The sequence below is a fragment of the Bradyrhizobium sp. Gha genome (genome assembly GCF_900113735.1).
Taxonomy (GTDB): Bacteria; Pseudomonadota; Alphaproteobacteria; order Rhizobiales; family Xanthobacteraceae; genus Bradyrhizobium.
Window position 1 is genome coordinate 82771 of the sequence record NZ_FOQM01000019.1, and the last position, 25343, is coordinate 108113.

Here is a 25343-nt window from a genome sequence, read left to right on the forward strand (position 1 = left end):
ATGGTGTACACGATGCGACGGCATCGGCAGTGGGCTCCCTCTCCCGCTTGCGGGGGAGGGCTGGGGTGTCTCCGCAACGGGACAATCCCCAAGAGGAAAGAACCCTCACCCGCCACGCGCGGGACGATGCTTCGCATCGCCCAGGGCGTGGCGGTCTCTCCCGCAAGCGGGAGAGGCGGAGCAAGCCCGAAGAGTCGTGAAATCCACAGGCGATCATCGTGCAGTCCATGGAACGGAAGTCTCGGACATCAAGCCTTGCGCTCTACCGCGCAATGGCGGAAGAACGCCTCTAGCATGACCGGGAATGACGACGCTTCAAGCCCGCCGACTGTCGCGGATCACATTTCGTCCGCGGCCATCGAGGTCGCTCGCCTCGTCAAGGTCTACAAGCAGACCCGCGCGGTGGACGGTATCTCCTTTTCGCTGCCCCGCGGCAGCATCACCGGATTGCTCGGCGGCAACGGCGCCGGCAAGACCACCACCATCGCAATGATCATGGGGCTGGTGCTGCCGACCTCCGGCCGCGTCCGCGTGCTCGGGCATCGGATGCCGGAGGACAGCGCGGCCGTGCTGGGGCGGATGAATTTCGAAAGCCCCTATGTCGACATGCCGATGCGGCTGACGGTGCGCCAGAACCTCACGATTTTCGGCAAGCTTTATGCGGTCAGGCACCTCGCCGATCGCATCGCGAAGCTGGCCGATGATCTCGATCTCAATGATTTCATCGACCGCGCCAACGGCAAGCTCTCGGCCGGACAGAAGACCCGCGTCGCGCTGGCGAAGGCGCTGATCAACCAGCCGGAACTGTTGCTGCTGGACGAGCCGACCGCCTCGCTCGACCCTGATACGGCCGACTGGGTCCGGGGCCATCTGGAGCGCTACCGCAAGGACAACAACGCCACCATCCTCTTGGCCTCGCACAACATGCTCGAGGTCGAGCGGCTCTGTGACCGCGTCATCATCATGAAGCGCGGTCGCATCGAGGACGACGATACGCCCGATGCCATCATGGCCCGCTACAACCGCACCACGCTGGAAGAGGTGTTCCTGGACGTCGCGCGCGGGCGGGTGAACGGCGCAAAGGAGGGGGCGAGATGAGCGAGCGACTGGCGCTTCTTTCGTCATTGCGAGCGAAGCGAAGCAATCCAGAGTCTCTCCGCAGAAGGATTCTGGATTGCTTCGTCGCATCAGCGCAAAATTGGAGCTCCTCGCAATGACGGCCTCCGGGGGCGCTGGTGCGACTATGACTGAACTCTCCCTCCACCGCCGCATTTCCGTGCAGCGCATCGGCGCGATGATCCTGCGCTACTGGTATCTGCTGATGTCGTCCTGGCCGCGGCTGCTCGAGCTGCTGTACTGGCCGGCGCTCCAGATCATCACCTGGGGCTTTCTGCAGCTCTACATCGCGCAGAACGCCAATTTCTTCGCGCGCGCCGGTGGCACGCTGATCGGGGCCGTCATTCTCTGGGACATTCTGTTCCGCGGCCAGCTCGGCTTTTCCATCTCCTTCCTGGAGGAGATGTGGGCGCGCAACCTCGGCAACCTCATGATGAGCCCCCTGAAGCCGATCGAGTTTTTGCTCTCGCTGATGGCGATGAGCCTGATCCGGCTCGCGATCGGCGTCATCCCGATGACGCTGCTCGCGCTGATCTTCTTTCATTTCAATGTCTACGGCCTCGGCCTGCCGCTGATCGCCTTCTTCTGCAATCTGATCTTCACGAGCTGGTCGGTCGGCATCTTCGTCTCGGGGCTGGTGCTGCGGAATGGCCTGGGCGCCGAGAGCATCGTCTGGACGTTGATGTTCGGAATCATGCCGCTCGCCTGCATCTATTATCCGGTCAGCGTGCTGCCCGGCTGGTTGCAATACGTCGCCTGGTCCCTGCCGCCGACTTACGTGTTCGAGGGGATGCGCGCGCTCCTGATCGAGAACACCTTTCGGACCGATTTGATGCTTGAAGCGTTGGCCATCAACGCAGGCCTTCTGGTGGCTTCTTTCTGGGCATTCCTTGCCCTGTTGCGCAGCGCCAGGAAGCACGGCTCGCTGCTGGCGGGAGGCGAATGACGTCACTTTCCCGTGGATTTAGTTCGGTTTTTGTCGCTTCGTCCCGTAGATGTACGGAACCATGCATTGACGCAATATTGCGCATTCGGCAGTATGCTGCGATGCGAAGAGGATTTGATCATGCCGATTGGTGAGTTTGGCGGCGCGCCGCCCCTGGCAGCGGAAGGCAGCCCGGTCCTGACCACGCCGATGTACTGGATGTACGAGATGGTGCAGGCCTCTCTCAATCCGGCACGCGCGGTCACCGATGCGACCAAGCTGCTGTTTCAGAATCCGCTGAATCCCTGGGCCCGCACCGAGGTCGGCAAGTCGGTCGCCGCGGCCTGCGAGTTGTTCGAGCGCACCACGCGCCGCTACGGCAAGCCGGAATGGGGCCTCGACGACACCGACGTCAACGGCACCCGCGTCCCCGTCGAGGTTCGCTCGGTGTGGGAAAAGCCGTTCTGCCGGTTGCTCTACTTCGATCGCAAATTCGCTCGTCCCTTGCGCAGCCCGCAGCCGCGGGTGTTGATCGTGGCGCCGATGTCCGGCCATTACGCGACGCTGCTGCGCGGCACGGTCGACGCCTTCCTGCCGGCGCATGAGGTCTACATCACCGACTGGGCCGACGCCCGCATGGTGCCCTTGAGCGAAGGCCGCTTCGATCTCGACGACTACATCGATTACGTGATCGAGATGCTGCATGTGCTGGGCGGCAACACCCATGTCATGGCGGTGTGCCAGCCCTCCGTCCCCGTCGTCGCCGCCGTCTCGATCATGGAAGCGCGGCGCGATCCTTTCGTCCCGACCTCGATGACGCTGATGGGCGGTCCGATCGACACCCGACGCAATCCGACCGCGGTGAACAATCTCGCCCAGGAGCGCGGCATCGATTGGTTCCGCAATCACGTCATCACCAAGGTGCCGTTTCCGCATCCGGGCATGATGCGCGACGTTTATCCGGGCTTCCTGCAGCTGAACGGGTTCATCAGCATGAATCTCGACCGGCACATGGACGCCCACAAGCAGCTCTTTGCCAATCTGGTGAAGGGCGACGGCGACCTCGTCGACAAGCATCGCGAGTTCTATGACGAATACCTCGCCGTCATGGATCTTTCGGCCGAGTATTATCTGCAGACGGTCGACACCGTCTTCGTGAAGCACTCGCTGCCGAAGGGCGAGATGATGCATCGTGGAACTCGCGTCGATCCTTCCAAGATCACGCGCGTCGCGTTGATGACGGTGGAGGGCGAGAACGACGACATCTCCGGTCTCGGTCAGACCGAAGCAACGCACGGATTGTGCAGCTCGATACCGGATCATCGCCGCGTTCATTACGTCCAGAAGGGCGTTGGACATTACGGCGTGTTCAACGGCTCGCGTTTCAAGTCGGAGATCGTGCCGCGGATTCACGACTTCATGGTCTCGGCTGCGAATCCGAGCTCATTGCAGGCGCTTGCGGCGGAATAAGCTCTGATTTCGGCTTTACCGCTTAAATCCGAGGCCCTGTCGGCGGCGCTGGGAGGGTCAGGTTCCCGCCAGATTCGAGGTATTTAGGTAGCGATCTAGGAGTGAGTCAGTCCTCACCTCTTGGGGGTGCCGCATGCATCCGGCGAGGAAGAAAAAAGCCGGTTCCAACCCCAGTCTGTAGGGTCTCCCGGCTGAAGAACCCCTGTATATTGGGCAAATGATTTGTTTTTGCGCCGAGCGCTTTCCCTGGCGGCGGTTATGGCAGAATCCGGGCGATCTCTTGCTCTCTGGACTGACAGACATGGCCACTCGCGCGCTCCTCTACCGTCGGCCTCACGAACCGAAGACCCTCGTCATCACTCATGGATCGCAATTCTTTGCGATAAGGCTGCGCAGGCATCGCCGTGCGCGGCGTTACACGCTCAGAATCCATCCGAGTGATCGCGAAGCCATTCTCACCATCCCACCGCGAGGCACGCTCGCTGAAGCCAAGGACTTCGCGCAGCGTCACGGTGCGTGGATCGCGGCACGTCTCGGTCGTTTGCCGAAGGCGGCGCCGTTCCAGCCTGGCACAGTGATACCGCTCCGCGGCGTTTCCCATCGCATCGTGCATCGCGCAGGCAGCCGCGGCACCGTGTGGACCGAAATACGCGACAGCGGCGAACGCATTGTCTGCGTCGCCGGCGGCCTCGAGCATGTCGATCGCCGCGTCAGCGACTTCCTCAAGCGCGAGGCGCGCAAGGATCTGCAGCGTTCGGCGGAGACCCATGCCGCCGAGCTCGGCGTCAAGGTGAAGCGGCTCTCGATCCGTGATCAGTCGAGCCGCTGGGGCTCCTGCACCTCGGCGGGCTCACTGTCGTTCTCCTGGCGCCTGATCCTCGCCCCACCCTACGTGCTCGACTATCTCGCCGCGCATGAGGTCGCCCATCTCGTCGAGATGAACCACTCCGCCCGCTTCTGGCGTGTCTGCGGCAAGATCTGTCCGTCGATGGAGCGCGCCAAGAAGTGGCTCGACACGTACGGCAATGACCTGCACCGGTACGGGATCGAGGATTGAGGCTGCGCCGAGGATCACGGCGCACTGCCAGCCCAGCAAGCACTGTCATCGCCCGCGAAAGCGGGCGATCCAGTATTCCAGAGACGCCTGTGATTGAATCGAGAAGCCGCGGCGTACTGGATTCCCCGCCTTCGCGGGGAATGACAGCGGAGGATGAGGCGCGGACAACGCGCCTTGCACCACATTCGCCGATCCGAGAGCCAAATCAACGATCTCGCGAAATCCGCCGCGCATCACGCCCGAGAACCCCCGCCTACTGTGCATGGGGTTGTTTTCGCGTTCTTGTTTTGAAGGCCTATCGATTTCCGCCAAATAGCCGGTCCATCAGCCAGCCATCAAGCCCGGCAGCCGCTTCCGGCCGTGCATTGACGTTGGCGCGCGTCGGCACCGGTGGCGCGCGATAGCCGCTGTTGCTGACCGGCGCCGGCGCAGGTCCAGGTGAATATCCGGGCGCGGCCGCTGCCTGTGTCGGCGGCGACACCTGCGAGGAGACCTGCACGAGGTTCGTTGGCCCCCAATTGCTCTGCGGGTTCGGCAGGGCCACCGCCTGCACGCCCTCGTGCGCGGCGCGCATGAAGCGGGTCCAGACTTCGACCGGAAGGCCGCCGCCGGTGGTCTTCTTGGTCGGCGAGTTGTCGTCATTGCCGAGCCAGACGCCGGTGACGAGGTTCGCGGTGTAGCCGATGAACCAGGCGTCGCGGTAATCCTGGCTGGTGCCGGTCTTGCCGGCCGCCTGCCAGCCCGGGATCTCGGCCTTCTTCGCCGTGCCCGAGATCAGCGTCTCCCGCATCATCGTGTTCATCATGCCGACGTAACGAGGCTCGATCACCTGGCTATGCTCGTCGGCAGGCCGCATGTAGAGCAGCTTGCCGTCGAGCGTCTTGATCCGCGTGACGACATGCGGCACCGCCGCAAAGCCGCCATTGGCGAACGGCGCATAGGCGCCGACCAGCTCGACCACGGAGACTTCGGAGGTGCCGAGCGCGATCGAGGCGTTGGGCTCGAGCTTCGACGATATGCCGAGCCGGTGCGCGGTGCGCACCACGTTCTTCGGCCCGACCTCGAGGCCGACGCGGATGGCGACGGTGTTGAGCGACATCGCCAGAGCCTGCGTCAGCGTCACCGGGCCGAAATATTCATGCGTGTAGTTCTCGGGCTTCCAGCCCTTGACCTCGATCGGCGCGTCCTGGCGGATGGTGTCGGGCATCAGGCCCTGCTCCATCGCCGTCAGATAGACGAACGGCTTGAACGCGGAGCCCGGCTGGCGCTTGGCGTTGACCGCGCGATTGTACTGGCTCTCGGAATAGTTCCGTCCGCCGACCATTGCGCGCACCGCTCCGTCAGGCGTCATCGCCACCAGCGCGCCCTGGCTGACATTGAACTTCACGCTCTTGGCCGCAAGCTCGTCGATGATGGCGCTCTCCGCCACGGCCTGGAGCTTCGGATCGATCGTGGTCTCGACCTTGATGCTGTCGTCGATCTGGCCGACCAGATCGTCCAGCACCTCGCCGATCCAGTCGGCGATGTAATTGACGGTACCGGCGCCGACAGGCTTCACATTGTAGGAGGGGTGGCCGATCGAGGCCTGGGCCTGCGCTTCGGTGATGAAGTTGGCGTCCGCCATCGCCGCGAGCACCACTTTTGCGCGCGCTTCCGCGCCTTCCGGATTGCGGTTCGGCGCCAGGCGGGACGGCGATTTGACCAGGCCCGCCAGCATCGCGGCTTCCGCGATCGTGACGTTCTTCGCCGGCTTGCCGAAATATTTCTGCGCGGCAGCCTCGACGCCGTAGGCGCCGGAGCCGAAATAGACGCGGTTGAGATAGAGCTCCAGGATCTCGTTCTTGGAGTGCTTGCGCTCCAGCCAGATCGCGAGCTCCGCCTCCTGCAGCTTGCGCTGCATGGTGCGCTCCTGGGTCAGGAACAGGTTCTTGGCGAGCTGCTGCGTCAGCGTCGAGCCGCCCTGCGAGACGCCGCGATGGAGCACGTTGGTGACGAGCGCGCGCAGGATGCCGACGGGATCGACGCCGAAATGCGAGTAGAAGCGGCGGTCCTCGATCGCGATGAACGCCTTCGGCAGATAGGGCGGCAGGTCCTTCAGCGCCACGTTGGCGCCGGCCATGTCGCCGCGCTGCGCGAGCAGGCTGCCGTCCACGCCAACGATCTGGATGGTCGGCGGGCGTTTGGGAATTTCAAGCGACTGGATCGGCGGCAGGTGGGCGCCGACCCAGATCACGACGCCGATCACGGCGATCACGCCCCACAGGCTCAGCACGACGCCCCAATAGACGAGGCGCCCAAGGCCGGCGCTGATGGATGATTTCGACCGGCGCTTCCCGCCGCTGTTTTTGGCCGGTGCCTTGCGCTCGCGCGGCGGCTCGTCGTCGGCCGGTTCGCTTTTGCGCTTGTTGGACTTTTTCGGCTTGTCGTCGCCCGCGCCGGGAATGCGGTCGGCCGCCGTGAGGCGCAGATCGGCGAGCGCCGCGGGCAAGCCGAACAACGGCTCCTTCCGCCCCCCCTTTTTCTTTGCCGACCCCATACGCAAAACGCCCGGTCACCCTTTTGCCCCGCCTGCACGCTAGCGATCGCTGTTTAAGGCCCGGTTACCCCCGTGCTTAACGTCTGGTTAGGAGATGAGGCATTCCGCGGCCACAGTTCCGCTCGTTCAGCCGTGCAGCTAGGATCGCAGCCACAAAGAAGAGGGAGCACGCATGGGCCACGTCGATCCGACCAAGGAAATCTTTGCGCAATTTCGGGACAATGACCGCCCCGGCCCCATCCACATGCTCAACCTGGTGCGGCTGCGCAAGGAGGCGGCCTATCCCGACGGCAGAAAGGCGAGCGGCGCGGAAGCCTATGCGGCCTATGGCCGCGAGAGCGGCCCGGTGTTCACGCGCCTCGGCGGCCGCATCGTCTGGCAGGGCCGGTTCGAACTGATGCTGATCGGACCGCAAGACGAGCGCTGGGACCACTGCTTCATCGCCGAATATCCTGATGTCGCCGCCTTCGTCGAGATGATCCGCGATCCTGTCTATCGCGAGGCAGTCAAGCACCGCCAGGCTGCGGTGGAAGACTCCCGGTTGATCCGCCACTCCGTGTTGCCGGTTGGGAAGAATTTTGGGGAGATACCGACCTGAGTCTCGTCATGGCCGGGCTTGACCGGCCATCCACGCCTTCTCTCGCCATCCAAAACGTGGATGCCCGGGACAAGCCCGGACAAGCCCGGGCATGACGTCGTTGTGGCAATTATTTTCGAGAACTAACCCGCCGGACTCGAATCCTCCAGAATCGGGCCGAACAGCTCCCAGCGCTCGCCATTGAACTTCATCATCTGAAGCTGCTTGTTGACGCGGTAGTCGGTCGGCGAGGTGTTGGCCTTGATACCGGGCAGCGAGAGGTCGAGCTCCACGTCCTTCAGGCTGGTGGCGACTTTCATGACGTTCTCGCGGGTCAGGTTGTCGCCGCACTTCTGAAGCACGTAGATCATCAATTGCGAGGTTGAGTACCCGTAGCTGTTGAAGCTCGAGTCCTTGTCGCCTTCGGGATAGTACTTCGCCATGAACTCGAAATACTTCTTCATCCCGGGGTCGTCTTTCCAGGTCGGGTCCAGCGGATCCTTGCCGTAGTTGACGCTGATCACGCCCTTCGACGCCTCGAGACCCGCGGGCTTCATCACCGCGCCGACCGAGGTGGCGTTGATGTCGAGGATCTGCACCGGGTGCCAGCCGAGTTCAGCGATCTTCTTGATCGCCTGCGCAGCCTGTTTCGGCGTGGTGGCGCTGAAGAACAGGTCGGCACCAGCGTCCTTGATCTTGAGGATCTGCGAATCGACCGTGGGATCGGAGACCTCGTAGGACGCTTCCGCCACGATCATGCCTGCCGCCTTGTCGCCGAGGCCGGCCTTGATGCCGTTCAGATAGTCCTTACCGAGATCGTCGTTCTGATAAAGGATGCCGATCTTGGCGGACGGGTGATTCTTGATGATGTACTGGCCGTAGATACGGCCCTCGACGAAGTAGTTGGGATTGAAGCCCATCGTCCACGGGAAATTCTTCGGATCTGTGAACTTGGAAGCCCCGGTGGCCGCGAAGAGTTGTGGCACCTTCTTGGAGTTGAGATATTTCTGCACGGCCGCGTTCGAGGGGGTGCCGAGAAGCTGGAAGGTCAGCAACACCTCGTCGCTCTCGACCAGCTTGCGGACCTGCTCCACCGCCTTCGGCGGCGAATAGGCGTCGTCATATTGGATCAGGTTGATCTTACGGCCGTTCACTCCGCCTTGATCGTTGATCATCTTCATGTAGGCGGCCTGCGTCTTGCCGATTGTGGCATAGGCGGAGGCCGGCCCGCTGAACGGATTGGTCTGACCGATCTTGATTTCGGTGTCGCTCGCACCGGGGTCGTATTTTTTCTGGGCAAGCGCCTGGCTCGCGGAGAATGTGACGGCAAGTGCCGCCGTGGCAGCTAGGAAAGCTCTGCGATTGTTCATGTTGGGATGTTCCTCCTGACGGAATTTCGGTCGATGGTCTTTTCCCGTTGCTTGCAACGGTCGCCATCGCTGCCGAAGAGTGTGGAGGAAGGGCAGGCCGCGCGCAAGGATCGCGGCGCTGCGCAATGGTGGTCTCAGGCTAAAGTCTCAGGCCAAGGTCTTGGGTTCAGAATTCAGGCCAGGAATAGCACGGCCAGTGCGATCGCCGCCGGCAGCGCCTGCACGATCAAGATGCGCGTGCTGACGGTCGCCGCACCATAAGCGCCGGCCACGATCACACAGGCGAGGAAGAACAGCTTGATCTGGAATGCGAAGGCCGGGTTGCCGTGGACGAGACCCCACATCAGGCCGGCGGCGAGGAAGCCGTTATAGAGCCCCTGATTGGCGGCCAGCACCTTGGTGATCGCGGCCTTGTCAGGCGTATTGCGGAATGTCTTCAGGCCAAGCGGCTTGTCCCAGAGGAACATCTCCAGCAGCAAGAAATAGGCGTGCAGCGCGGCGACAAGCGCCACCAGGATATTCGCGACCAGAACCAAGTTGAGCTCCCCCAAAAGCGTCAGCTTTCGGGTGGACCTTAGCATATCAGCCATGGCAAGTGCGAAGCGTGTTTCGATGCAATGGTGTCGCGATGGCTGCTCGCTCAACCAGAACCCCTGAAAGCTTCGGCCTCGACCGGCTGGTGACGCCGATCGGGATCGCGCTGCTCGTCACAGATAGCGCGGGCGCGTTGCGTGCGCTCGACTGGGATGACCACGAGCACCGCATGCGCGAGCTGTTGCGCCTGCATCATGGCGCCGTGAACCTGCTCGATCGACCTGCGCCGACCGACATGAAGACCGCGCTGTCAGCTTACTTCGAGGGTGATCTCGGTCAGCTCCTGCGCGTCGAATGGCGCATCGCCGGCACGCCATTCCAGCAAAAGGTCTGGACCGCACTCGCGGAGATCCCTGTCGGCAGTACCATGAGCTACGGGGCGCTTGCGGCGAAGATCGAAATGCCCAAGGCCATCAGGGCGGTCGGCCACGCCAACGGCTCCAACCCGATCAGCGTGGTGCTGCCCTGCCATCGGCTGATCGGCGCCAATGGCTCGCTGGTGAAATATGGCGGCGGTCTCGAGCGCAAACGCTGGCTGTTGCGGCATGAAGGTGTGGTGGTCTAGGGCTCCGCTCACGCCGCCGGCTGAACCGCCTTGTCGCCGGCCATCACGTGGGTCAGTGCGCTCTTGATCGCGGCCTGGCGGGTCGGGGCATTGATCTGGGCGCCAAGCAGGTCGGTGACGTAGAACACGTCGCGGGCGCGCTCGCCGAAGGTCGCGACATGGGCTGAGGCGATGTTGAGGTTGAGCTTGGAGATCGCGGTGGTCAGCTCGTAGAGCAGGCCGGGGCGGTCGAGGCCGGAGACCTCGATCACCGTGTAGCGGTCGGACCATTGGTTGTTGATGGTCACCTCAGGCTCGATCACGAAGGGCTTTGCCTTGCTGCGCACGGTGCGCCGCGCCACCACTTCCGGCAGGCGCAGCTTGCCTTCGAGCACATCCTCGATCATCTCGCCGATGCGCGTGGCCCGCCGTCCCTCGTCCTCGTCGCGGTCGTATTCCCTTGATATCGAGATCGTGTCCAGCGCGCGGCCGTCGGTCGTGGTGTAGATCTGGGCATCGACGATGTTGGCGCCGGCCGAGGCGCAGGCGCCGGCAATGATCGACAGCAGCCAGGGATGGTCGGCGGCGAAGATCGTGAGCTCGGTGACGCCACGCACTTCGTCGAAGCCGACATTGATCGCGAGCTTGTGGCCGGCCTGTTCGCTCGATCGTACGAAGCGCGCGTGGCGGATCTTGCGCGGCAGCTCGACCTTGAGCCAATAGGCCGGATAGTGCCGGCCAACATAGGCATCGAGCTCGTCCGCCGGCCATTCGGCGAAGGCGTTCCGGAATTCGGCGTAGGCAGCCGTGAGGCGCTTGCCGCGGTCGACCTCCGAGAAGCCGCCGGTCAGCACCGGTTCCGTCTCGTAATACAGCGAACGCAGCAGCTGCGCCTTCCAGCCGTTCCAGACGCCCGGACCGACGCCGCGGATATCTGCGGTGGTCAGGATGGTGAGCAGCTTCATCTGCTCGACCGACTGCACCACGGCAGCAAAGTTCTCGATGGTCTTGCGGTCGGAGAGGTCGCGCGATTGCGCGACCGTCGACATCGTCAGGTGCTCCTCGATCAGCCAGGCCACGAGCTCGGTGTCAGCAGCGCTGAAGCCGAGCCGCGGGCACAGGCGGCGCGCGACCTTGGCGCCCGCGATCGAGTGATCTTCGAGCCGGCCCTTGGCGATGTCGTGCAGCAGCGTCGTGATGTAGATCACCGAACGGTGCTCGGGGCGAATTTTGCGCATCAGGTCGCTGGCGAGCGCGAACTCCTCGAAGCCGCCGCGCTCGATGTCCTGGAGGAAGCCGACGCAGCGGATCAGATGCTCGTCGACGGTGTAGTGATGATACATGTTGAATTGCATCATCGAGACGATCTTGCCGAAGGCGCGGATGAAATGGCCGAGCACGCCGGTCTCGTTCATCCGCCGCAGCACGATCTCGGCATTGTCGGAGGTCAGGATCTCCATGAACAGCCGGTTGGCTTCGGGATTCTCGCGCATCTGCGCGTTGATGAGCCCGAGCGAGCGCGTCACGTCGCGCATTGCATCCGGGTGAAAGGCGAGGTTGTTCTTCTGCGCGAGGCGGAAGATGCGAATCAGGTTGACGGGATCGTGCTTGAAGACGTCGGGGGCGGCGACGTTGATGCGGTTGTTGTCGACGATGAAGTCGTCGCTGTCGGGGACGCGCCGCTTTGCTGGCGTCGGGCGCAGGCGCGCCATCATCCGGCTCAGCACCGGTGCGGGCTTGGCCTGCTGGTCCTCGAGCTTGGCGCAGAGGATGGCGGTGAGATTGCCGACTTCCTTGGCGACGAGGAAGTAGTGCTTCATGAAGCGCTCGACGTCCTGCATGCCGGGATGCGAGGTGTAGCCGAGCCTGACAGCGATCTCGCGCTGGAGGTCGAAGGAAAGGCGCTCTTCGGCCCGGCCGGAGTAGAAATGCAGATTGCAGCGCACCGACCAGAGGAAATCGGCGCAGCGGCGGAAGCTGCGATACTCCTGCGCGTCGAATACGCCGCGCCCGACCAGCTCGTCGGTATCGTGGACGCGGTAGACGTATTTCGCGATCCAGAACAGGGTGTGCAGGTCGCGAAGCGCGCCCTTGCCGTCCTTGACGTTGGGCTCGACCAGATAACGCGACTGGCCGCCGCGGCGGTGACGTTCTTCGCGCTCGGCAAGCTTTGCGGTGACGAATTCGGACGCGGTACCTTGCACCACTTCCTTGTCGAAGCGCGCGACCAGCTCGTCATAAAGCGGCTGGTCGCCGGTGAGAAAGCGCGTCTCCAGGATCGCGGTGCGGATGGTCATGTCGCCGCGCGCCTGCCGGATCGATTCATCGACGGAGCGCGTGGCGTGGCCGACCTTCAACCCCATGTCCCAGAGGCAATAGAGAATGGCTTCGGCGACCTGCTCGCCCCAGGCGGTCTGCTTGTAGGGCAGGATGAACAACAGGTCGATGTCGGACTCGGGAGCCATCAGGCCGCGGCCATAGCCGCCGGTCGCGACCACCGCCATGCGCTCCGCCCCGGTCGGGATCGGCGAGCGATAGAGATGTCGGGTCGCGGCCGAATAGAGGATGCGGATGATCTCGTCCTGCACGTGGCAGAGTCGCTCGGCGCAGCGGCGGCCATGGCGGTCCTTCAGCAGGATCGCCTGCGCTGCGGCGCGTGCCGCGAGCAGCTCGGTCTTGAGCAGTTGCGCGGTCGCGGTGCGGAACGCGTCCTCGCGCCCCTGGTACTTTTCGGCAAGCGCATCGATCGCGGCGGTGATCCGCGCGGTATCGAAACGATCATCCACCTCTGGCTTGTGCTCGGTCGCAACGCTGTCCATGTCTCACCGGATATAAGAGGTGACAGGCGCTGTCATCAGCCATTCTCAGGCAATAGCCGTTCCATGCTGGAAAGGTCGGTCCTCGGGCAAAATTGTTCTCGGGTCGCGCGCTTTCAAGGGGCGGATTTTCCTGTTGACCTCCAGATATAACTCATTGAAAAACAAAGAAATTCTGAAGGAGCCTGGGCATGAGCAACTTGACACGACGCATTCTTCTGGCGGGAGCGGCGGCCCTCGCCATGACCGCCGCGGCTCGGGCTGCCGATCCGCTCAAGGAGATCCGCATCGACTGGGCGACCTACAATCCGGTGTCGATGGTCCTGAAGCAGAAGGGGCTGCTGGAGAAAGAGTTCGCCAAAGACGGCATCACCATCACCTGGGTGCAGTCCGCGGGCTCCAACAAGGCGCTCGAATTCCTCAATGCCGGCTCCATCGATTTCGGCTCGACCGCCGGTTCAGCCGCGCTGGTCGCGCGCATCAACGGCAACCCGATCAAGTCGATCTATGTCTATTCGCGCCCGGAATGGACGGCGCTGGTCACGGGCAAGGACTCCAGGATTACCAGCGTCGCTGACCTGAAGGGAAAGCGGGTCGCAGTGACACGCGGCACCGATCCGCACATCTTCCTGGTGCGCGCCCTGCTCAGTGCCGGTCTCACTGAAAAGGACATCACGCCGGTGCTGTTGCAGCACGCGGACGGCAAGACCGCGCTCATCCGCGGCGACGTCGATGCGTGGGCCGGTCTTGATCCGATGATGGCGCAGGCCGAGGTCGAAGAGGGCGCGAAGCTGTTCTATCGCAAGGCTGATGCCAACACCTGGGGCATCCTCAATGTGCGCGAGCAGTTCCTGAAGGACTATCCGGACGCCGCCCGCCGCGTGCTCGCGGTGTATGAGGAAGCGCGAAAGTATTCGCTGGCGAATTACGACGAGCTGAAGAAGACCTTCATCGCGGTGACCAAGCTGCCCGATGCGGTCGTTGACAAGCAGCTCAAGGAACGCACCGAGCTCACCCACAGCCGCATCGGCGAGTCCCAGCGCGAGTCGATTCTCGCGGCCGGCCTCGCGCTCCAGCAGGCCGGCGTCGTCGATGCCAAGGTCGACGTGAAGGCGACGCTGGATGCCCTGATCGACGACCAGGTTCCGCTGCCGGCGAATTGATCTCTCTTCCCCTCCAGCGGAGGGTAACAGGCTCCTTGCATTCCCGCCCTGGACGCGCTTCCTACCCGCCATGATCTCCGACGCGCCCGTCCTGCAACAGTCTTCGGAACCAGCCGAAAACGTCACCGCGCCCTCGCGGCCGTCGCGGTATGCGCGGCCGATGCTGGGGCTGCTGCTGCCATTTCTGCTGGCAATTGGCTGGGAGCTCGTGGTCTGGTTGGGTTGGTCCAACGGCCGCCTGGTGCCGCCGCCCTCGCGCGTCCTTGCCACCATTGCCGATCTCACTCGTTCCGGCGAGTTGATCCACCACATCGCCGCGACGCTGTGGCGCGTCGGCCTCGGCTTCGCCTTCGGCGTGGTCGCGGGTACGCTGCTTGGTGCCATCTCCGGCTATTGGTCGCTGGCGCGGCGGCTGCTCGACCCCCACCGTGCAGGCGCTGCGCGCGATTCCTTCGCTCGCCTGGGTGCCGCTGTTCATCCTCTGGCTCGGCATTTTCGAGACGTCCAAGATCGCGCTGATCGCGGTCGGCGTGTTCTTCCCGGTTTATCTCGGTGTGATGGGCGCGATCCTCTCCGTCGATCGCAAGATATTCGAGGTCGGTCGCGTGTTCCGGCTCTCCGGCCCGGCCATGATCCGCCGCATCCTGTTGCCCGCCGTGCTACCGGCCTATGTCGTGTCCCTGCGCGTCGGTCTCGGTCTCGGCTGGATGTTCGTCGTCGCGGCCGAACTGATCGGCGCTTCCGAAGGCCTCGGCTATCTGCTGCTCGACGGCCAGCAGCTCGGCAAGCCCGCGCAGATCATGGCCGCGATCGTGATCTTCGCCATCCTCGGCAAGCTCACTGACTGGCTGATCGAGGTCGCGGCCGCGCCGTTCCTGCGCTGGCAGGACGCGTTCGGCCGCACGAACGGAGCTTGAGGCAATGCTGGCACTCGATCGAGTCGGCAAGACTTATCCCAATGGCGTGCAGGCGCTGGCGCGCTTCTCCGCTGACGTCAAGCAGGGCGAGATCCTCGCCATCATCGGCGGCTCCGGCTGCGGCAAGTCGACATTGCTCCGCGCCATCGCCGGCCTCGATCGCGCGAGTTCGGGCACGGTGACGCTCGACGACGAGGCGATCAGTTCGCCGCATGCCAAGATCGGCATCATCTTTCAGGAGCCGCGGCTCCTCCCCTGGCTCAGCGTCGCCGACAACATCGCTTTTGGGCTCGCCGATGTTCCGGCGGCCGTGCGGCGCGAGAAGGTGGCGCGCGCTCTCGAACGCGTTGGCCTTGCCGACAAGGCGCAGGCCTGGCCGCGTGAACTCTCCGGCGGACAGGCGCAGCGCGTCGCAATCGCCCGCGCGCTGGTGCCGCAGCCGGAGGTGCTCTTGCTCGACGAGCCGTTCTCGGCGCTCGATGCCTTCACGCGGCGCGACCTTCAGGATCATCTGCTCGACCTCTGGGCCGACACGCGCCCGACCTTGATCCTCGTCACACACGACGTCGACGAGGCCGTGGTGCTGGCCGACCGCGTGCTGGTGATGCGGCCGAGGCCAGGGCGCCTGTTCGACCAGATCGAGATCAATCTGGGCCGGCCGCGCGACCGCAATTCGCCGCTGTTCGAGAATTTCAAGCGCAGTGTGCTCACCTCGCTCGACCGTTCGCTCGACCGCAACGTGCCCGACCGTGACGCAACCCTGGGTCCCGGTCAGGCCATGTGGTGGTGACATTTTCGCGCTGAGCCGGTACATCGAGAGGCGATTTTTCCGGGAGAGAACAAGATGGACGCCGCAGAACTGCGCCAGATGCAGGCCCCGATCAAGGAGCGCTACAAGACCGATCCCAAGACCGCGATGATCACGCTGAAGGCCAGGGGCTCGACCGACAGCGAAGGCATCGCCTGCAAGGTCGAGACCGGCCGCGCCATCGCGATGGCTGGTCTGCATCCCGCCACCGGCGGCTCCGGCCTCGAACTCTGCTCCGGCGACATGCTGCTCGAGGCGTTGGTCGCCTGTGCCGGCGTCACGCTGAAATCGGTCGCGACTGCGATCGAGGTGCCGCTGACGACCGGGAACGTCTATGCCGAGGGCGATCTCGATTTCCGCGGCACGCTCGGCGTCGACAAGGAGACTCCGGTCGGCTTCGCCGAGATCCGCCTGCGCTTCGAGGTGGATACGCCGGCGCCGCAGGACAAGCTCGACCTCCTGCTGAAACTCACCGAGCGCTATTGCGTGGTCTATCAGACCATCAAGAACGGCCCGAAGGTTTCGGTCTCGATGCAGCGGATGTGACTCTCTTACCCTCCCCTGGAGGGGGAGGGTCGATCGCGCGCAGCGCGAGCGGGGTCGGGTATCTCTCCACTCGGGCACCGTATCCGTCGAGAGACTTTCACCCCACCATATTCCGCTGCGCTCCATATGAGCCGACCCTCCCCCTCCAGGGGAGGGTAAGAAGCCAAAATGTCCCTCGACCTCTCCTACATCCTCTTCCTTGTGCTGCGCATGGCGGTTGCGGCCGCGTTCGTGGTGTCGGCGTCTATCATCACCGAGCGCTCCGGCCCGGTGATCGGCGCACTGGTGGCGACGCTGCCGATCTCGGCGGGGCCGTCTTATGTCTTCCTCGCGATCGACCATGACGCCGCCTTCATTGCGCAGGGGGCGCTGTCGAGCCTGCCGGTCAACGCCGCGACGATTTTCCTGGGGCTGACCTACGTCGTGCTGGCGCAGCGGCATAGCTTTGCCGTGAGTGTCGGGAGCGCGATAGCGGTATGGATCGTGCTGGCGTCGATCATCCGTCTGTTCGACTGGACGTTGACGGGTGGGCTCGCCGTCAACCTGGTGGCCTTCGGCATCTGCATTCCGCTCCTTGCGCGGTACCGGCATGTGAAGATGCCGCTGGTGACGCGCCGCTGGTACGACATCCCGTTCCGCGCCGCGCTGGTCGCAACGCTGGTTGCGATCGTCGTCTCGACTTCGGGCTGGGTCGGCCCTCGCGTCTCCGGCGTCATCGCGCTCTACCCGATCGTCTTCACCAGCATGATGGTGATTCTGCATCCCCGCATCGGCGGCCCTCCGACCGCTGCCGTGCTCGCCAATTCCGCCTGGGGCCTGCTCGGATTCGGCATGGCGATTGCGGTGATGCACGTCGCAGTCGTGAACTCTGGATCGGCGATAGGCCTCCTTCTCGCGCTTGCAACCTGCGTGACGTGGAATTTGACGCTGTGGTGGCATGGACGCAGAACTCGTCGCATTGCAGCGTGAGCATTCGGTCCGACGTTTTGCGGTGATCAGCCGCGTAGTTCTGCGGTGTTCGGCTGCGCGATCCGGATGCGATCGTTAATTCAATCTTTGTGACTTGCCCGTAAATGTACTCGTCAGCTGTCGAGGCGCCCAGCGTTGAATGTGGGCCAGTTCGACCAGTGCACCGTGAGTGTAGGACGAGTCGAAAACTCTCGAGCGCGAGGGCGGTGCCGCCCCGTCGTGCGAGACGATTTCCCAACGAGGAGACATTTGGATGTTCGGGCGCAAGTCCCATGCTGATGCACAGGCGCGGCTCGACGCCATCGGCCGTTCGCAGGCGATGATCGAATTCAAGCTTGACGGCACGATCATCACCGCCAACAAGAACTTTCTCGATGCCCTAGGTTATCGGCTCGACGAAATCCAGGGCAAGCATCACTCGATGTTCGTACCCGTCGACCAGCGCAACAGCGCCGAGTACAAGGCGTTCTGGGCTGCATTGAACCGTGGCGAGTATCAGGCACGCGAATTCAAGCGGATCGCGAAGGACGGTCGCGAGGTCTGGATCGAAGCATCCTACAATCCGGTGCTCGACGGCAATGGCAAGACCGTGATGGTCGCCAAGATCGCGACCGAGATCACTGCGAAGAAGATCCGGAGCATGACGGACGCATCGAAGATCGCCGCCATCAGCCGCGCCCAGGCCGTGATCGAGTTCAAGCCCGACGGCACCATCGTCTCCGCCAACGAAAATTTCTGCAAGGCGCTCGGCTATTCGCTTGCCGAGATCCAGGGCAAGCATCACAGCCTGTTCGTGGCCGAGGCCGACCGCAACGGCACGGCCTATCGCGAATTCTGGGCCGCGCTCAACCGCGGCGACTACCGGACCGGCGAATTCAAGCGGATCGCCAAGGGCGGCAGGGAAGTGTGGATTCTCGCTTCCTACAATCCGCTGCTGGACGAGAACGGCAAGCCCTATGGCGTCGTCAAGTTTGCAACCGACGTCACCGCGCAGAAGCTGAAGAATGCCGATCTCGCGGGTCAGATCTCGGCGATCGGCAAGGCGCAGGCCGTGATCGAGTTCAACATGGACGGCACGATCATCACCGCCAACGAGAACTTCCTGCACACGGTCGGCTATTCGCTGGCGGAGATCAAGGGCAAGCATCACAGCATGTTCGTCGAGCCCAGCGAGCGCGACGGCCCCGCCTATCGCGAGTTCTGGACCGCACTCAACCGCGGCCAGTACCAGGCGGCCGAATACAAGCGGATCGGCAAGGGCGGCAAGGAGATCTACATCCAGGCCTCCTACAATCCGATCATCGATCTCAACGGCAAGCCGTTCAAGGTGGTGAAATATGCCACCGACACCACCAAGCAGGTGCTGGTTCGCTTGGGTAACGAGCGCGTCCGCGGCATGATGGAATCAGTCGCCGCCGGCTCGGAAGAGCTCAACGCCTCGGTGCGCGAGATTTCCGAGGCGATGACCAAGTCGCGCGAGTCCGCAATGAGCGCCGTGGACCAGGTCGCCGCCGCCGATGCCCAGGCCCAGCGCCTCACCGAGGCAGCGCAGGCGATGAGCGGCATCGTCGAGATGATCAACAGCATCACCGGTCAGATCAACCTGCTCGCACTCAATGCCACGATCGAGTCGGCGCGTGCCGGCGAAGCCGGTCGCGGCTTTGCAGTTGTGGCATCCGAAGTGAAGAGCCTCGCCAACCAGGCCAAGCAGGCGACCGACAAGATCGGTCAGGAGATCGGCAGCCTCAACGGCATCTCGGGCGATGTCGTCGGCGCGCTCAGCTCGATCAAGCAGGCGATCAGCAACGTCAGCGAATACGTCACCTCGACCGCAGCTGCCATCGAGGAGCAGAGCACGGTCACCAACGAGATGTCGACAAGCATGCAGCGCGCCGCCGCAGAGGCCGCGGCGATCGCGGCGAGGGCGTAACCGGCCCGGTCACGGCTTCGGCAGCTTGGCCTTCAACGCGTACAGCGCATCAAGCGCCTCGCGCGGCGACATGTCGTCGGGGTGCAGTGCCTTCACCGCGTCCATCAGCAGCTCGGCCTCGGTCGGCGGCGCGGCTTCGGCGGCCGCGCGCGAGGGCACGGCGAACAGCGGCAGATCGTCGGCAAGCGCGCGGGCGGTCTGGCCGCGGTCCTGTGCCTCCAGCTTTGCCAGCACGGATTTGGCGCGCGTGATCACGGCCGGCGGCAGGCCGGCGAGCTTGGCGACCTGGATGCCGTAGGAGCGGTCGGCCGAGCCCGGCAGCACCTCGTGCAGGAATACGACATTGCCTTGCCACTCCTTCACCCGGACCGTCGCGTTGAACATGCGCGGCAGCTTGGTCGAGAGCGCGGTCAGCTCGTGATAATGCGTCGCGAACAGCGTGCGGCAGCGGTTGCTCTCGTGCAGATGCTCGATCGCGGCCCAGGCGATCGACAGGCCGTCGAAAGTCGCGGTGCCGCGGCCGATCTCGTCGAGAATGACAAGCGCGCGTTCACCGGCCTGGTTGAGGATCGCGGCGGTCTCGACCATCTCCACCATGAAGGTGGAACGGCCGCGGGCGAGATCGTCGGCGGCGCCGACGCGCGAGAACAGGCGGTCGATGATGCCGATCCGCGCGCGCGTCGCCGGCACGAAACTGCCGATCTGCGCGAGCAGCGCAATCAGCGCGTTCTGGCGCAGGAAGGTCGATTTACCCGCCATGTTCGGACCGGTGAGCAGCCAGAGCTGGCCGGACTTTTGCGCTGGCGTGGGCGAGAGATCGCAGGCATTGGCGATGAACGGCTCGCCGTTGCGCTTCAAGGCCTGCTCGACCACGGGATGGCGGCCGGCCTCGATGGCAAAGCCGAGCGAGCCATCGACCTCGGGCCGCACATAGTGCTCGTCGACGGCGAGCTTGGCCAGCGAGGTCGCAACATCGAGCAGCGCAAAGCCTTGCGCTGCCGCGCGCAGTTCGTCGCTGATCTCGAGCGCCCTGGCGCAGAGCCGCTCGAAGATCTCGAGCTCGAGGTTGAGCGCGCGATCGCCGGCATTGGCGATCTTGGCTTCGATCTCGCCAAGCTCTGATGTCGTGAAGCGCACCTGGCCGGCCAGCGTCTGGCGATGGATGAAGGTCGCGTTCAGCGGCGCCGACATCAGCTTGTCGCCATGCTGCGCGGTGACCTCGACGAAATAACCGAGAACGTTGTTGTGGCGGATCTTGAGGCCCTTGACGCCAGTGTCGTCGGCGTAGCGCGCCTGCATCGAGGCCACGACCAGACGCGAGGCATCGCGCAGGTTGCGCGCTTCGTCGAGTGCCGGCTCGTAGCCGGCTCGAACGAAACCGCCGTCGCGCTTGATCAGCGGCAATTGTTCGTCGAGCGCGCGGGCGAACTCGGCGGCGAGCTCGCGCGAGGGCCGCTGCAAAGCGGCCATCACCACGGCGATCTCCTGCGGCGGCTGGTCGAGCTCGGAAAGCCGTGCCAGCACCTGGTCGGCGGCGAGGATGCCATCGCGCAGGCCCGCAAGATCACGCGGTCCACCGCGGCCGACCGAGAGACGGGCGAGTGCCCGCGACATGTCAGGCGCGCCGCGCAGGATGCTGCGGATGTCTTCGCGCGTGGCTGAGTCGGCGACGAAAGCGCTGACGGCATCGAGCCGCCGCGCGATCGCCGGTGCGTCGGTCAAAGGCGCCGCGAGCCGCTGCGCCAGCAGGCGCGAGCCGGCCGAGGTCACGGTGCAGTCGATCGCATCGAGCAGCGAGCCGCGGCGTTCGCCCGCGAGCGTCCGTGTCAGCTCGAGATTGGCGCGGGTGGCCGGATCGATCGCCATGGTCGCGCCCGAGGCTTCGCGCGCGGGCGGCGACAGCGGCGGATGCTTGCCGACCTGGGTGCGGTCGACATAGGTGACGGCGGCGGCGGCAGCCGTGGCCTCCAGCCGCGACAGTTGCGCGAGCCCGTCCATGGTCGCGACCGCAAAGTAATCGCAGAGGCGCTTTTCGGCTGTGGCCCCATCGAAGACGTCGCGGGTCACCGGGGTCACCGCCGGCAGCTCACGCAAGGTCTGTCCGAGTTCGTTATCGCCATAAAGAGCGTCGGTAACGATGGCTTCGTTCGGATTGATGCGCGCCAGTGTCGCGGCGAGCTCGCCGCCCGAAACTTCGGTGACCGTGAATTCGGCGGTGGAGATGTCGATCCAGGCAAGGCCGAAGCGATCGCCGCCGGTCGACGAGCGCGCCCGCGCGATCGCCAGCAGGTAGTTGTTGGCGCGCGCGTCGAGCAGCGTGTCCTCGGTGAGCGTGCCCGGCGTCACCAGCCGCACCACGCCGCGGCGCACGACGCTCTTGTTGCCGCGCGCTTTGGCGGCGGCGGGATCCTCGGTCTGCTCGCACACCGCGACCCGGTGGCCGGCGCTGATCAGGCGGTGCAGATAATCCTCGGAGCGCTCCACCGGCACGCCGCACATCGGGATATCGTTGCCCTGATGCTTGCCGCGCTTGGTCAAGACGATGCCGAGTGTTTTCGAGGCGATCTCGGCGTCCTCGAAGAACAGCTCGTAGAAGTCGCCCATCCGGTAGAACAGCAGCAGACCCTGATGTGCCGCCTTGATCTCGAGGTACTGCTCCATCATCGGCGTGACGCGCGCGGCGGCTTCCGCTGGCTGCGCGGGGACGTCGTCGGGCAATACGGGTATCGGCTGTTGGACCGTCATGAGCGGCGCAACCTACAAAATTTCGCCTCCTGCTCCTATGGCTTTGGCCTGACAGGGGAGGTTTTCCACGACGTCCGCACCCCGGCATGCGTCGGCGGCGTGCGTACCCCGGGGAAGACGCAGGAAACCGTCAATTGACCTGCCGCGGGCGCCCTCCTAAAACTCCGCCGACATCAAGGAATTTTGGCCGAACCGCGGCATTCAGGGAGAACAGCGATGCGTGACGTCTTTATCTGCGATGCCGTGCGGACCCCGATCGGCCGTTTCGGCGGCTCGCTCGCCAAGGTGCGCGCCGACGACCTCGCCGCGGCCCCGATCAAGGCGCTGATGGCCAGGCATCCCAGTCTGGATTGGGCACAGGTCGACGAAGTCTTCTTCGGCTGCGCCAACCAGGCTGGCGAGGACAACCGCAACGTCGCGCGCATGGCGCTGCTGCTTGCCGGGCTTCCGGACTCGGTTCCAGGCCAGACGCTGAACCGGCTCTGCGCCTCCGGTCTCGATGCGGTCGGTGCCGCGGGCCGCGCCATTCGGTCGGGCGAGATCGAGCTTGCGATTGCCGGCGGCGTCGAATCCATGACCCGCGCGCCTTTCGTGATGGGCAAGGCGCAGGAAGCGTTCTCGCGCTCCGCCGAGATCTTCGACACCACCATCGGCTGGCGCTTCATCAATCCGCTGTTGAAGGCGCAGTATGGCGTCGATGCGATGCCGGAGACCGGCGAGAACGTCGCCGAGGAATTCCAGGTCTCGCGCGCCGACCAGGACGCCTTCGCAATCCGCTCGCAGCAGCGTGCGGGTAAGGCGATTGCTGCCGGCTATTTCGCGGAAGAGATCACCCCGATCACCATTCCCGGTGGCAAGGCCGGCCCCATCACTGTTGACAAGGACGAGCATCCGCGTCCCGACACCACGCTGGAAGGTCTGGCGAAACTGAAGCCGATCGTGCGCAATCCCGGCACGGTCACGGCCGGCAACGCCTCCGGCGTCAATGACGGCGCCGCCGCGATGATCCTCGCGTCCGAAGCTGCCGTGAAGAAGCATGGTCTGACGCCCCGCGCGCGCATCCTCGGCCTCGCCTCGGCCGGCGTGCCGCCGCGCATCATGGGCATCGGCCCCGTGCCCGCGACCCGCAAGCTGATGGAGCGGCTGGGCAAGAAGATCACCGATTTCGATCTGATCGAACTCAACGAAGCTTTCGCTTCGCAGGGCATCGCCTGCATGCGCCAGCTTGGCGTCGCCGATGATGCCGATTTCGTCAATCCGCATGGCGGTGCCATCGCGCTCGGCCATCCCCTCGGCATGAGCGGCGCGCGCCTCGCGCTCACCGCCGTGCACGGCATGGAAAAGCGCGGCGGCAAGCTCGCGCTCGCCACCATGTGCGTCGGCGTTGGCCAGGGCGTCGCGGTCGCAATCGAGAAGGTGAATTGAAGAGACGCGCAGCGTCTCGTCATCCCGGAGCCGCTCGTTAGAGCGGAATCCGGGATCTCGAGATTCCGGGTTCAGCCCTGTCGGGCTGCCCCGGAATGACAGGGAGAGATGGTGCCATGATCATCGAACGCGAGCAGGACGTCACGACCGCCGCTCTTGCGGTGATGGAGCGGACGTCCGATCCGCGGCTGCGTCAGATCATGGTCTCGCTGGTCAAGCACCTGCACGGCTTCGTCCGTGACGTCAGGCTGACCGAGAAAGAATTCCGCGACGCCACCGCCATCATTGCCGAGCTCGGCAAGCTGACCACCGACACGCACAACGAAGTCGTGCTGATGGCGGGCTCGCTCGGTGTCTCACCGCTGGTGTGCCTGCTCAACAACGGCGATCAGGGCAACACCGAAACCGACCAGTCGCTGCTCGGCCCGTTCTGGCGGTTGAACTCGCCGCGGGTCGAGAACGGCGGATCGATCGTCCGCTCCGACACCCCGGGCGCGCCGCTGTTCGTCCGCGGCCGCGTCGTTGACAGGGACGGCCGTGCGGTCGCTGGTGCGGAGGTCGATGTCTGGCACGCCTCGCCGGTTGGCCTCTACGAGAACCAGGATCCCGATCAGGCCGACATGAACCTGCGCGGCAAGTTCACGACCGACCAGGATGGCCGCTTCGCCTTCCGCTCCGTGATGATGATCGGCTACCCCATTCCGACCGATGGCGTGGTCGGGCGCCTGCTTGAGGCGCAGAGCCGGCACCCTTATCGTCCCGCGCACCTGCATGCCCTGATCTTCAAGCCGGGCTTCAAAGTGCTGATCTCGCAGGTCTACGATCCCAACGACCCCCATATCGACAGCGACGTGCAGTTCGGCGTGACACAAGCGCTGATCGGCAAATTCGTGCGTCACGAGACGCCGCATCCGGCCCCTGATGTCGCAACGCCCTGGTATTCGCTCGACCACACCTACCGGCTCGAGGCGGGGGAAGCCGTGCTACCGCGTGCGCCGATCAAATAGGGCTGAGGGCCCGAACGCCGGGTGCGGGCAGGCGCTAAACCCGCTTCCCCAAATTAGTTATATCCTATAATGATTGGCGCAAATGCGGTCCGGTTGGCCCAGAATGGCCGGGGAGGAGTTCGCCAATGACATTCATCTATCCCATAGGCAGCAACAAGGCCCATCCGCTGCCGCTGTCGCCCGAGTACAAGAGCTCGATCAAGCGCGCGCCGAGCAAGCCGTTGATCCCGATGCGCCACACGCTCTCGGAACTGACCGGCCCGGTCTATGGCCACGAGACCGTGCGCGAAGGCGACAGCGACCTCACCACCCAGCACAAGGGCGAACCGCTCGGCGAGCGCATCATCGTGCACGGCCATGTCCGCGACGAGGACGGCCGCGGTGTTCCGGATTCTCTGGTGGAGATCTGGCAGGCCAATGCCTGCGGCCGCTATGTCCATGTCCGCGACCAGCATCCGGCGCCGCTCGATCCCAACTTCACCGGCGCGGGCCGCACGTTAAGCGATGCATCAGGCTATTACCGCTTCGTCAGCATCAAGCCGGGCGCCTATCCCTGGGGCAATCACCACAATGCCTGGCGCCCTGCCCATATCCACCTCTCGGTGTTCGGCCATTCCTTTGTCAGCCGCCTGGTGACGCAGATGTATTTCCCTGGAGATCCGCTGTTCCCGTTCGATCCGATCTTCAATTCGGTGCCGGACGAGAAGGCGCGGATGCGCATGGTCTCGTCGTTCGACCTGGAGAACACCAAGCCCGAATGGGCGCTGTGCTATCGCTTCGACATCGTGCTGCGCGGCAAGAACGCCACCCCCATGGAGAACCACTAAC

General features: G+C 64.3%; 19 protein-coding genes and 1 pseudogene. 15 read left to right on the top strand and 5 right to left on the bottom strand.

The genetic code is table 11. The features are described from left to right. Window positions 1-294: 294 nt before the first annotated feature. The 4 genes from BM222_RS22310 (at window position 295) to BM222_RS22325 (ending at window position 4568) form a co-directional block, all read left to right on the top strand. Entirely contained in the window at window positions 295-1098 is an 804-nt protein-coding gene (locus BM222_RS22310; protein WP_092232098.1) for an ABC transporter ATP-binding protein, read from the top strand. Between the two features lie 145 nt (window positions 1099-1243). Next, window positions 1244-2062: an ABC transporter permease gene (locus BM222_RS22315; RefSeq protein ID WP_092232101.1), complete on the top strand. Its 819-nt coding sequence runs from the start codon at window positions 1244-1246 to the stop codon at window positions 2060-2062. Window positions 2063-2182: 120 nt separating this feature from the next. Continuing rightward, the gene (locus tag BM222_RS22320) at window positions 2183-3511 is read left to right on the top strand and encodes a polyhydroxyalkanoate depolymerase (RefSeq protein WP_092232283.1); all 1329 of its coding nucleotides are present in this window, start codon (window positions 2183-2185) and stop codon (window positions 3509-3511) included. Window positions 3512-3728: 217 nt separating this feature from the next. Next, a complete protein-coding gene (locus tag BM222_RS22325; protein WP_092232104.1) occupies window positions 3729-4568 on the top strand; it encodes a M48 family metallopeptidase in 840 nt (279 codons plus the stop codon). A gap of 295 nt (window positions 4569-4863) precedes the next feature. On the opposite strand, the gene BM222_RS22330 is transcribed toward BM222_RS22325, so the two are convergent. Beyond that, window positions 4864-7104: a transglycosylase domain-containing protein gene (locus BM222_RS22330; RefSeq protein ID WP_092232108.1), complete on the bottom strand. Its 2241-nt coding sequence runs from the start codon at window positions 7102-7104 to the stop codon at window positions 4864-4866. A gap of 172 nt (window positions 7105-7276) precedes the next feature. On the opposite strand from BM222_RS22330, the gene BM222_RS22335 reads away from it, so the two are divergent. Continuing rightward, the gene (locus tag BM222_RS22335; RefSeq protein ID WP_092232111.1) at window positions 7277-7702 is read left to right on the top strand and encodes a DUF1330 domain-containing protein; all 426 of its coding nucleotides are present in this window, start codon (window positions 7277-7279) and stop codon (window positions 7700-7702) included. 122 nt (window positions 7703-7824) lie between these two features. Here the strand turns inward: BM222_RS22335 and BM222_RS22340 are convergent, their stop codons facing one another. Then, on the bottom strand, window positions 7825-9051 hold the full coding sequence (locus BM222_RS22340) for an ABC transporter substrate-binding protein (protein WP_092232114.1): 1227 nt from the start codon (window positions 9049-9051) through the stop codon (window positions 7825-7827). 173 nt (window positions 9052-9224) lie between these two features. Next, window positions 9225-9632, bottom strand: coding sequence for a DUF1304 domain-containing protein (locus tag BM222_RS22345; RefSeq protein ID WP_177243381.1), 408 nt, complete (start codon window positions 9630-9632; stop codon window positions 9225-9227). 47 nt (window positions 9633-9679) lie between these two features. Here BM222_RS22345 and BM222_RS22350 point away from each other — a divergent pair, with 47 nt between their 5' ends. Next, on the top strand, window positions 9680-10210 hold the full coding sequence (locus tag BM222_RS22350) for a methylated-DNA--[protein]-cysteine S-methyltransferase (protein WP_092232117.1): 531 nt from the start codon (window positions 9680-9682) through the stop codon (window positions 10208-10210). Between the two features lie 8 nt (window positions 10211-10218). On the opposite strand, the gene BM222_RS22355 is transcribed toward BM222_RS22350, so the two are convergent. Then, window positions 10219-13008, bottom strand: a complete 2790-nt coding sequence (locus BM222_RS22355; RefSeq protein WP_092232120.1) for a [protein-PII] uridylyltransferase — start codon at window positions 13006-13008, stop codon at window positions 10219-10221. Between the two features lie 188 nt (window positions 13009-13196). Here BM222_RS22355 and BM222_RS22360 point away from each other — a divergent pair, with 188 nt between their 5' ends. The 6 genes and pseudogenes from BM222_RS22360 to BM222_RS22385 all read left to right on the top strand — a co-directional run bounded on the left by BM222_RS22360 (window position 13197) and on the right by BM222_RS22385 (window position 19338). After that, window positions 13197-14168 (top strand): aliphatic sulfonate ABC transporter substrate-binding protein, encoded by a 972-nt coding sequence (locus tag BM222_RS22360; RefSeq protein WP_092232123.1) that lies wholly within the window; start codon window positions 13197-13199, stop codon window positions 14166-14168. A gap of 70 nt (window positions 14169-14238) precedes the next feature. Continuing rightward, window positions 14239-15085, top strand: a pseudogene (locus BM222_RS22365) (ABC transporter permease). A 4-nt stretch (window positions 15086-15089) separates the two neighbouring features. Continuing rightward, the gene (locus tag BM222_RS22370; protein WP_092232126.1) at window positions 15090-15875 is read left to right on the top strand and encodes an ABC transporter ATP-binding protein; all 786 of its coding nucleotides are present in this window, start codon (window positions 15090-15092) and stop codon (window positions 15873-15875) included. Window positions 15876-15929: 54 nt separating this feature from the next. Continuing rightward, the gene (locus tag BM222_RS22375) at window positions 15930-16439 is read left to right on the top strand and encodes an OsmC family protein (protein WP_092232129.1); all 510 of its coding nucleotides are present in this window, start codon (window positions 15930-15932) and stop codon (window positions 16437-16439) included. Window positions 16440-16607: 168 nt separating this feature from the next. Further along, complete coding sequence (locus tag BM222_RS22380) at window positions 16608-17408, top strand: hypothetical protein (RefSeq protein WP_092232132.1); 801 nt, start codon at window positions 16608-16610, stop codon at window positions 17406-17408. Window positions 17409-17661: 253 nt separating this feature from the next. Further along, on the top strand, window positions 17662-19338 hold the full coding sequence (locus tag BM222_RS22385; RefSeq protein ID WP_092232134.1) for a methyl-accepting chemotaxis protein: 1677 nt from the start codon (window positions 17662-17664) through the stop codon (window positions 19336-19338). Window positions 19339-19347: 9 nt separating this feature from the next. Here the strand turns inward: BM222_RS22385 and mutS are convergent, their stop codons facing one another. Beyond that, on the bottom strand, window positions 19348-22083 hold the full coding sequence (gene mutS, locus BM222_RS22390) for a DNA mismatch repair protein MutS (RefSeq protein ID WP_092232137.1): 2736 nt from the start codon (window positions 22081-22083) through the stop codon (window positions 19348-19350). 216 nt (window positions 22084-22299) lie between these two features. Between mutS and pcaF the strand changes: the two genes are divergently transcribed. The 3 genes from pcaF (at window position 22300) to pcaH (ending at window position 25342) form a co-directional block, all read left to right on the top strand. Next, window positions 22300-23508: a 3-oxoadipyl-CoA thiolase gene (gene pcaF, locus BM222_RS22395; protein ID WP_092232140.1), complete on the top strand. Its 1209-nt coding sequence runs from the start codon at window positions 22300-22302 to the stop codon at window positions 23506-23508. A gap of 116 nt (window positions 23509-23624) precedes the next feature. Beyond that, complete coding sequence (locus BM222_RS22400) at window positions 23625-24515, top strand: dioxygenase family protein (RefSeq protein WP_092232143.1); 891 nt, start codon at window positions 23625-23627, stop codon at window positions 24513-24515. A 125-nt stretch (window positions 24516-24640) separates the two neighbouring features. After that, complete coding sequence (gene pcaH / locus BM222_RS22405; protein WP_092232146.1) at window positions 24641-25342, top strand: protocatechuate 3,4-dioxygenase subunit beta; 702 nt, start codon at window positions 24641-24643, stop codon at window positions 25340-25342. Window position 25343: the final 1 nt, after the last annotated feature.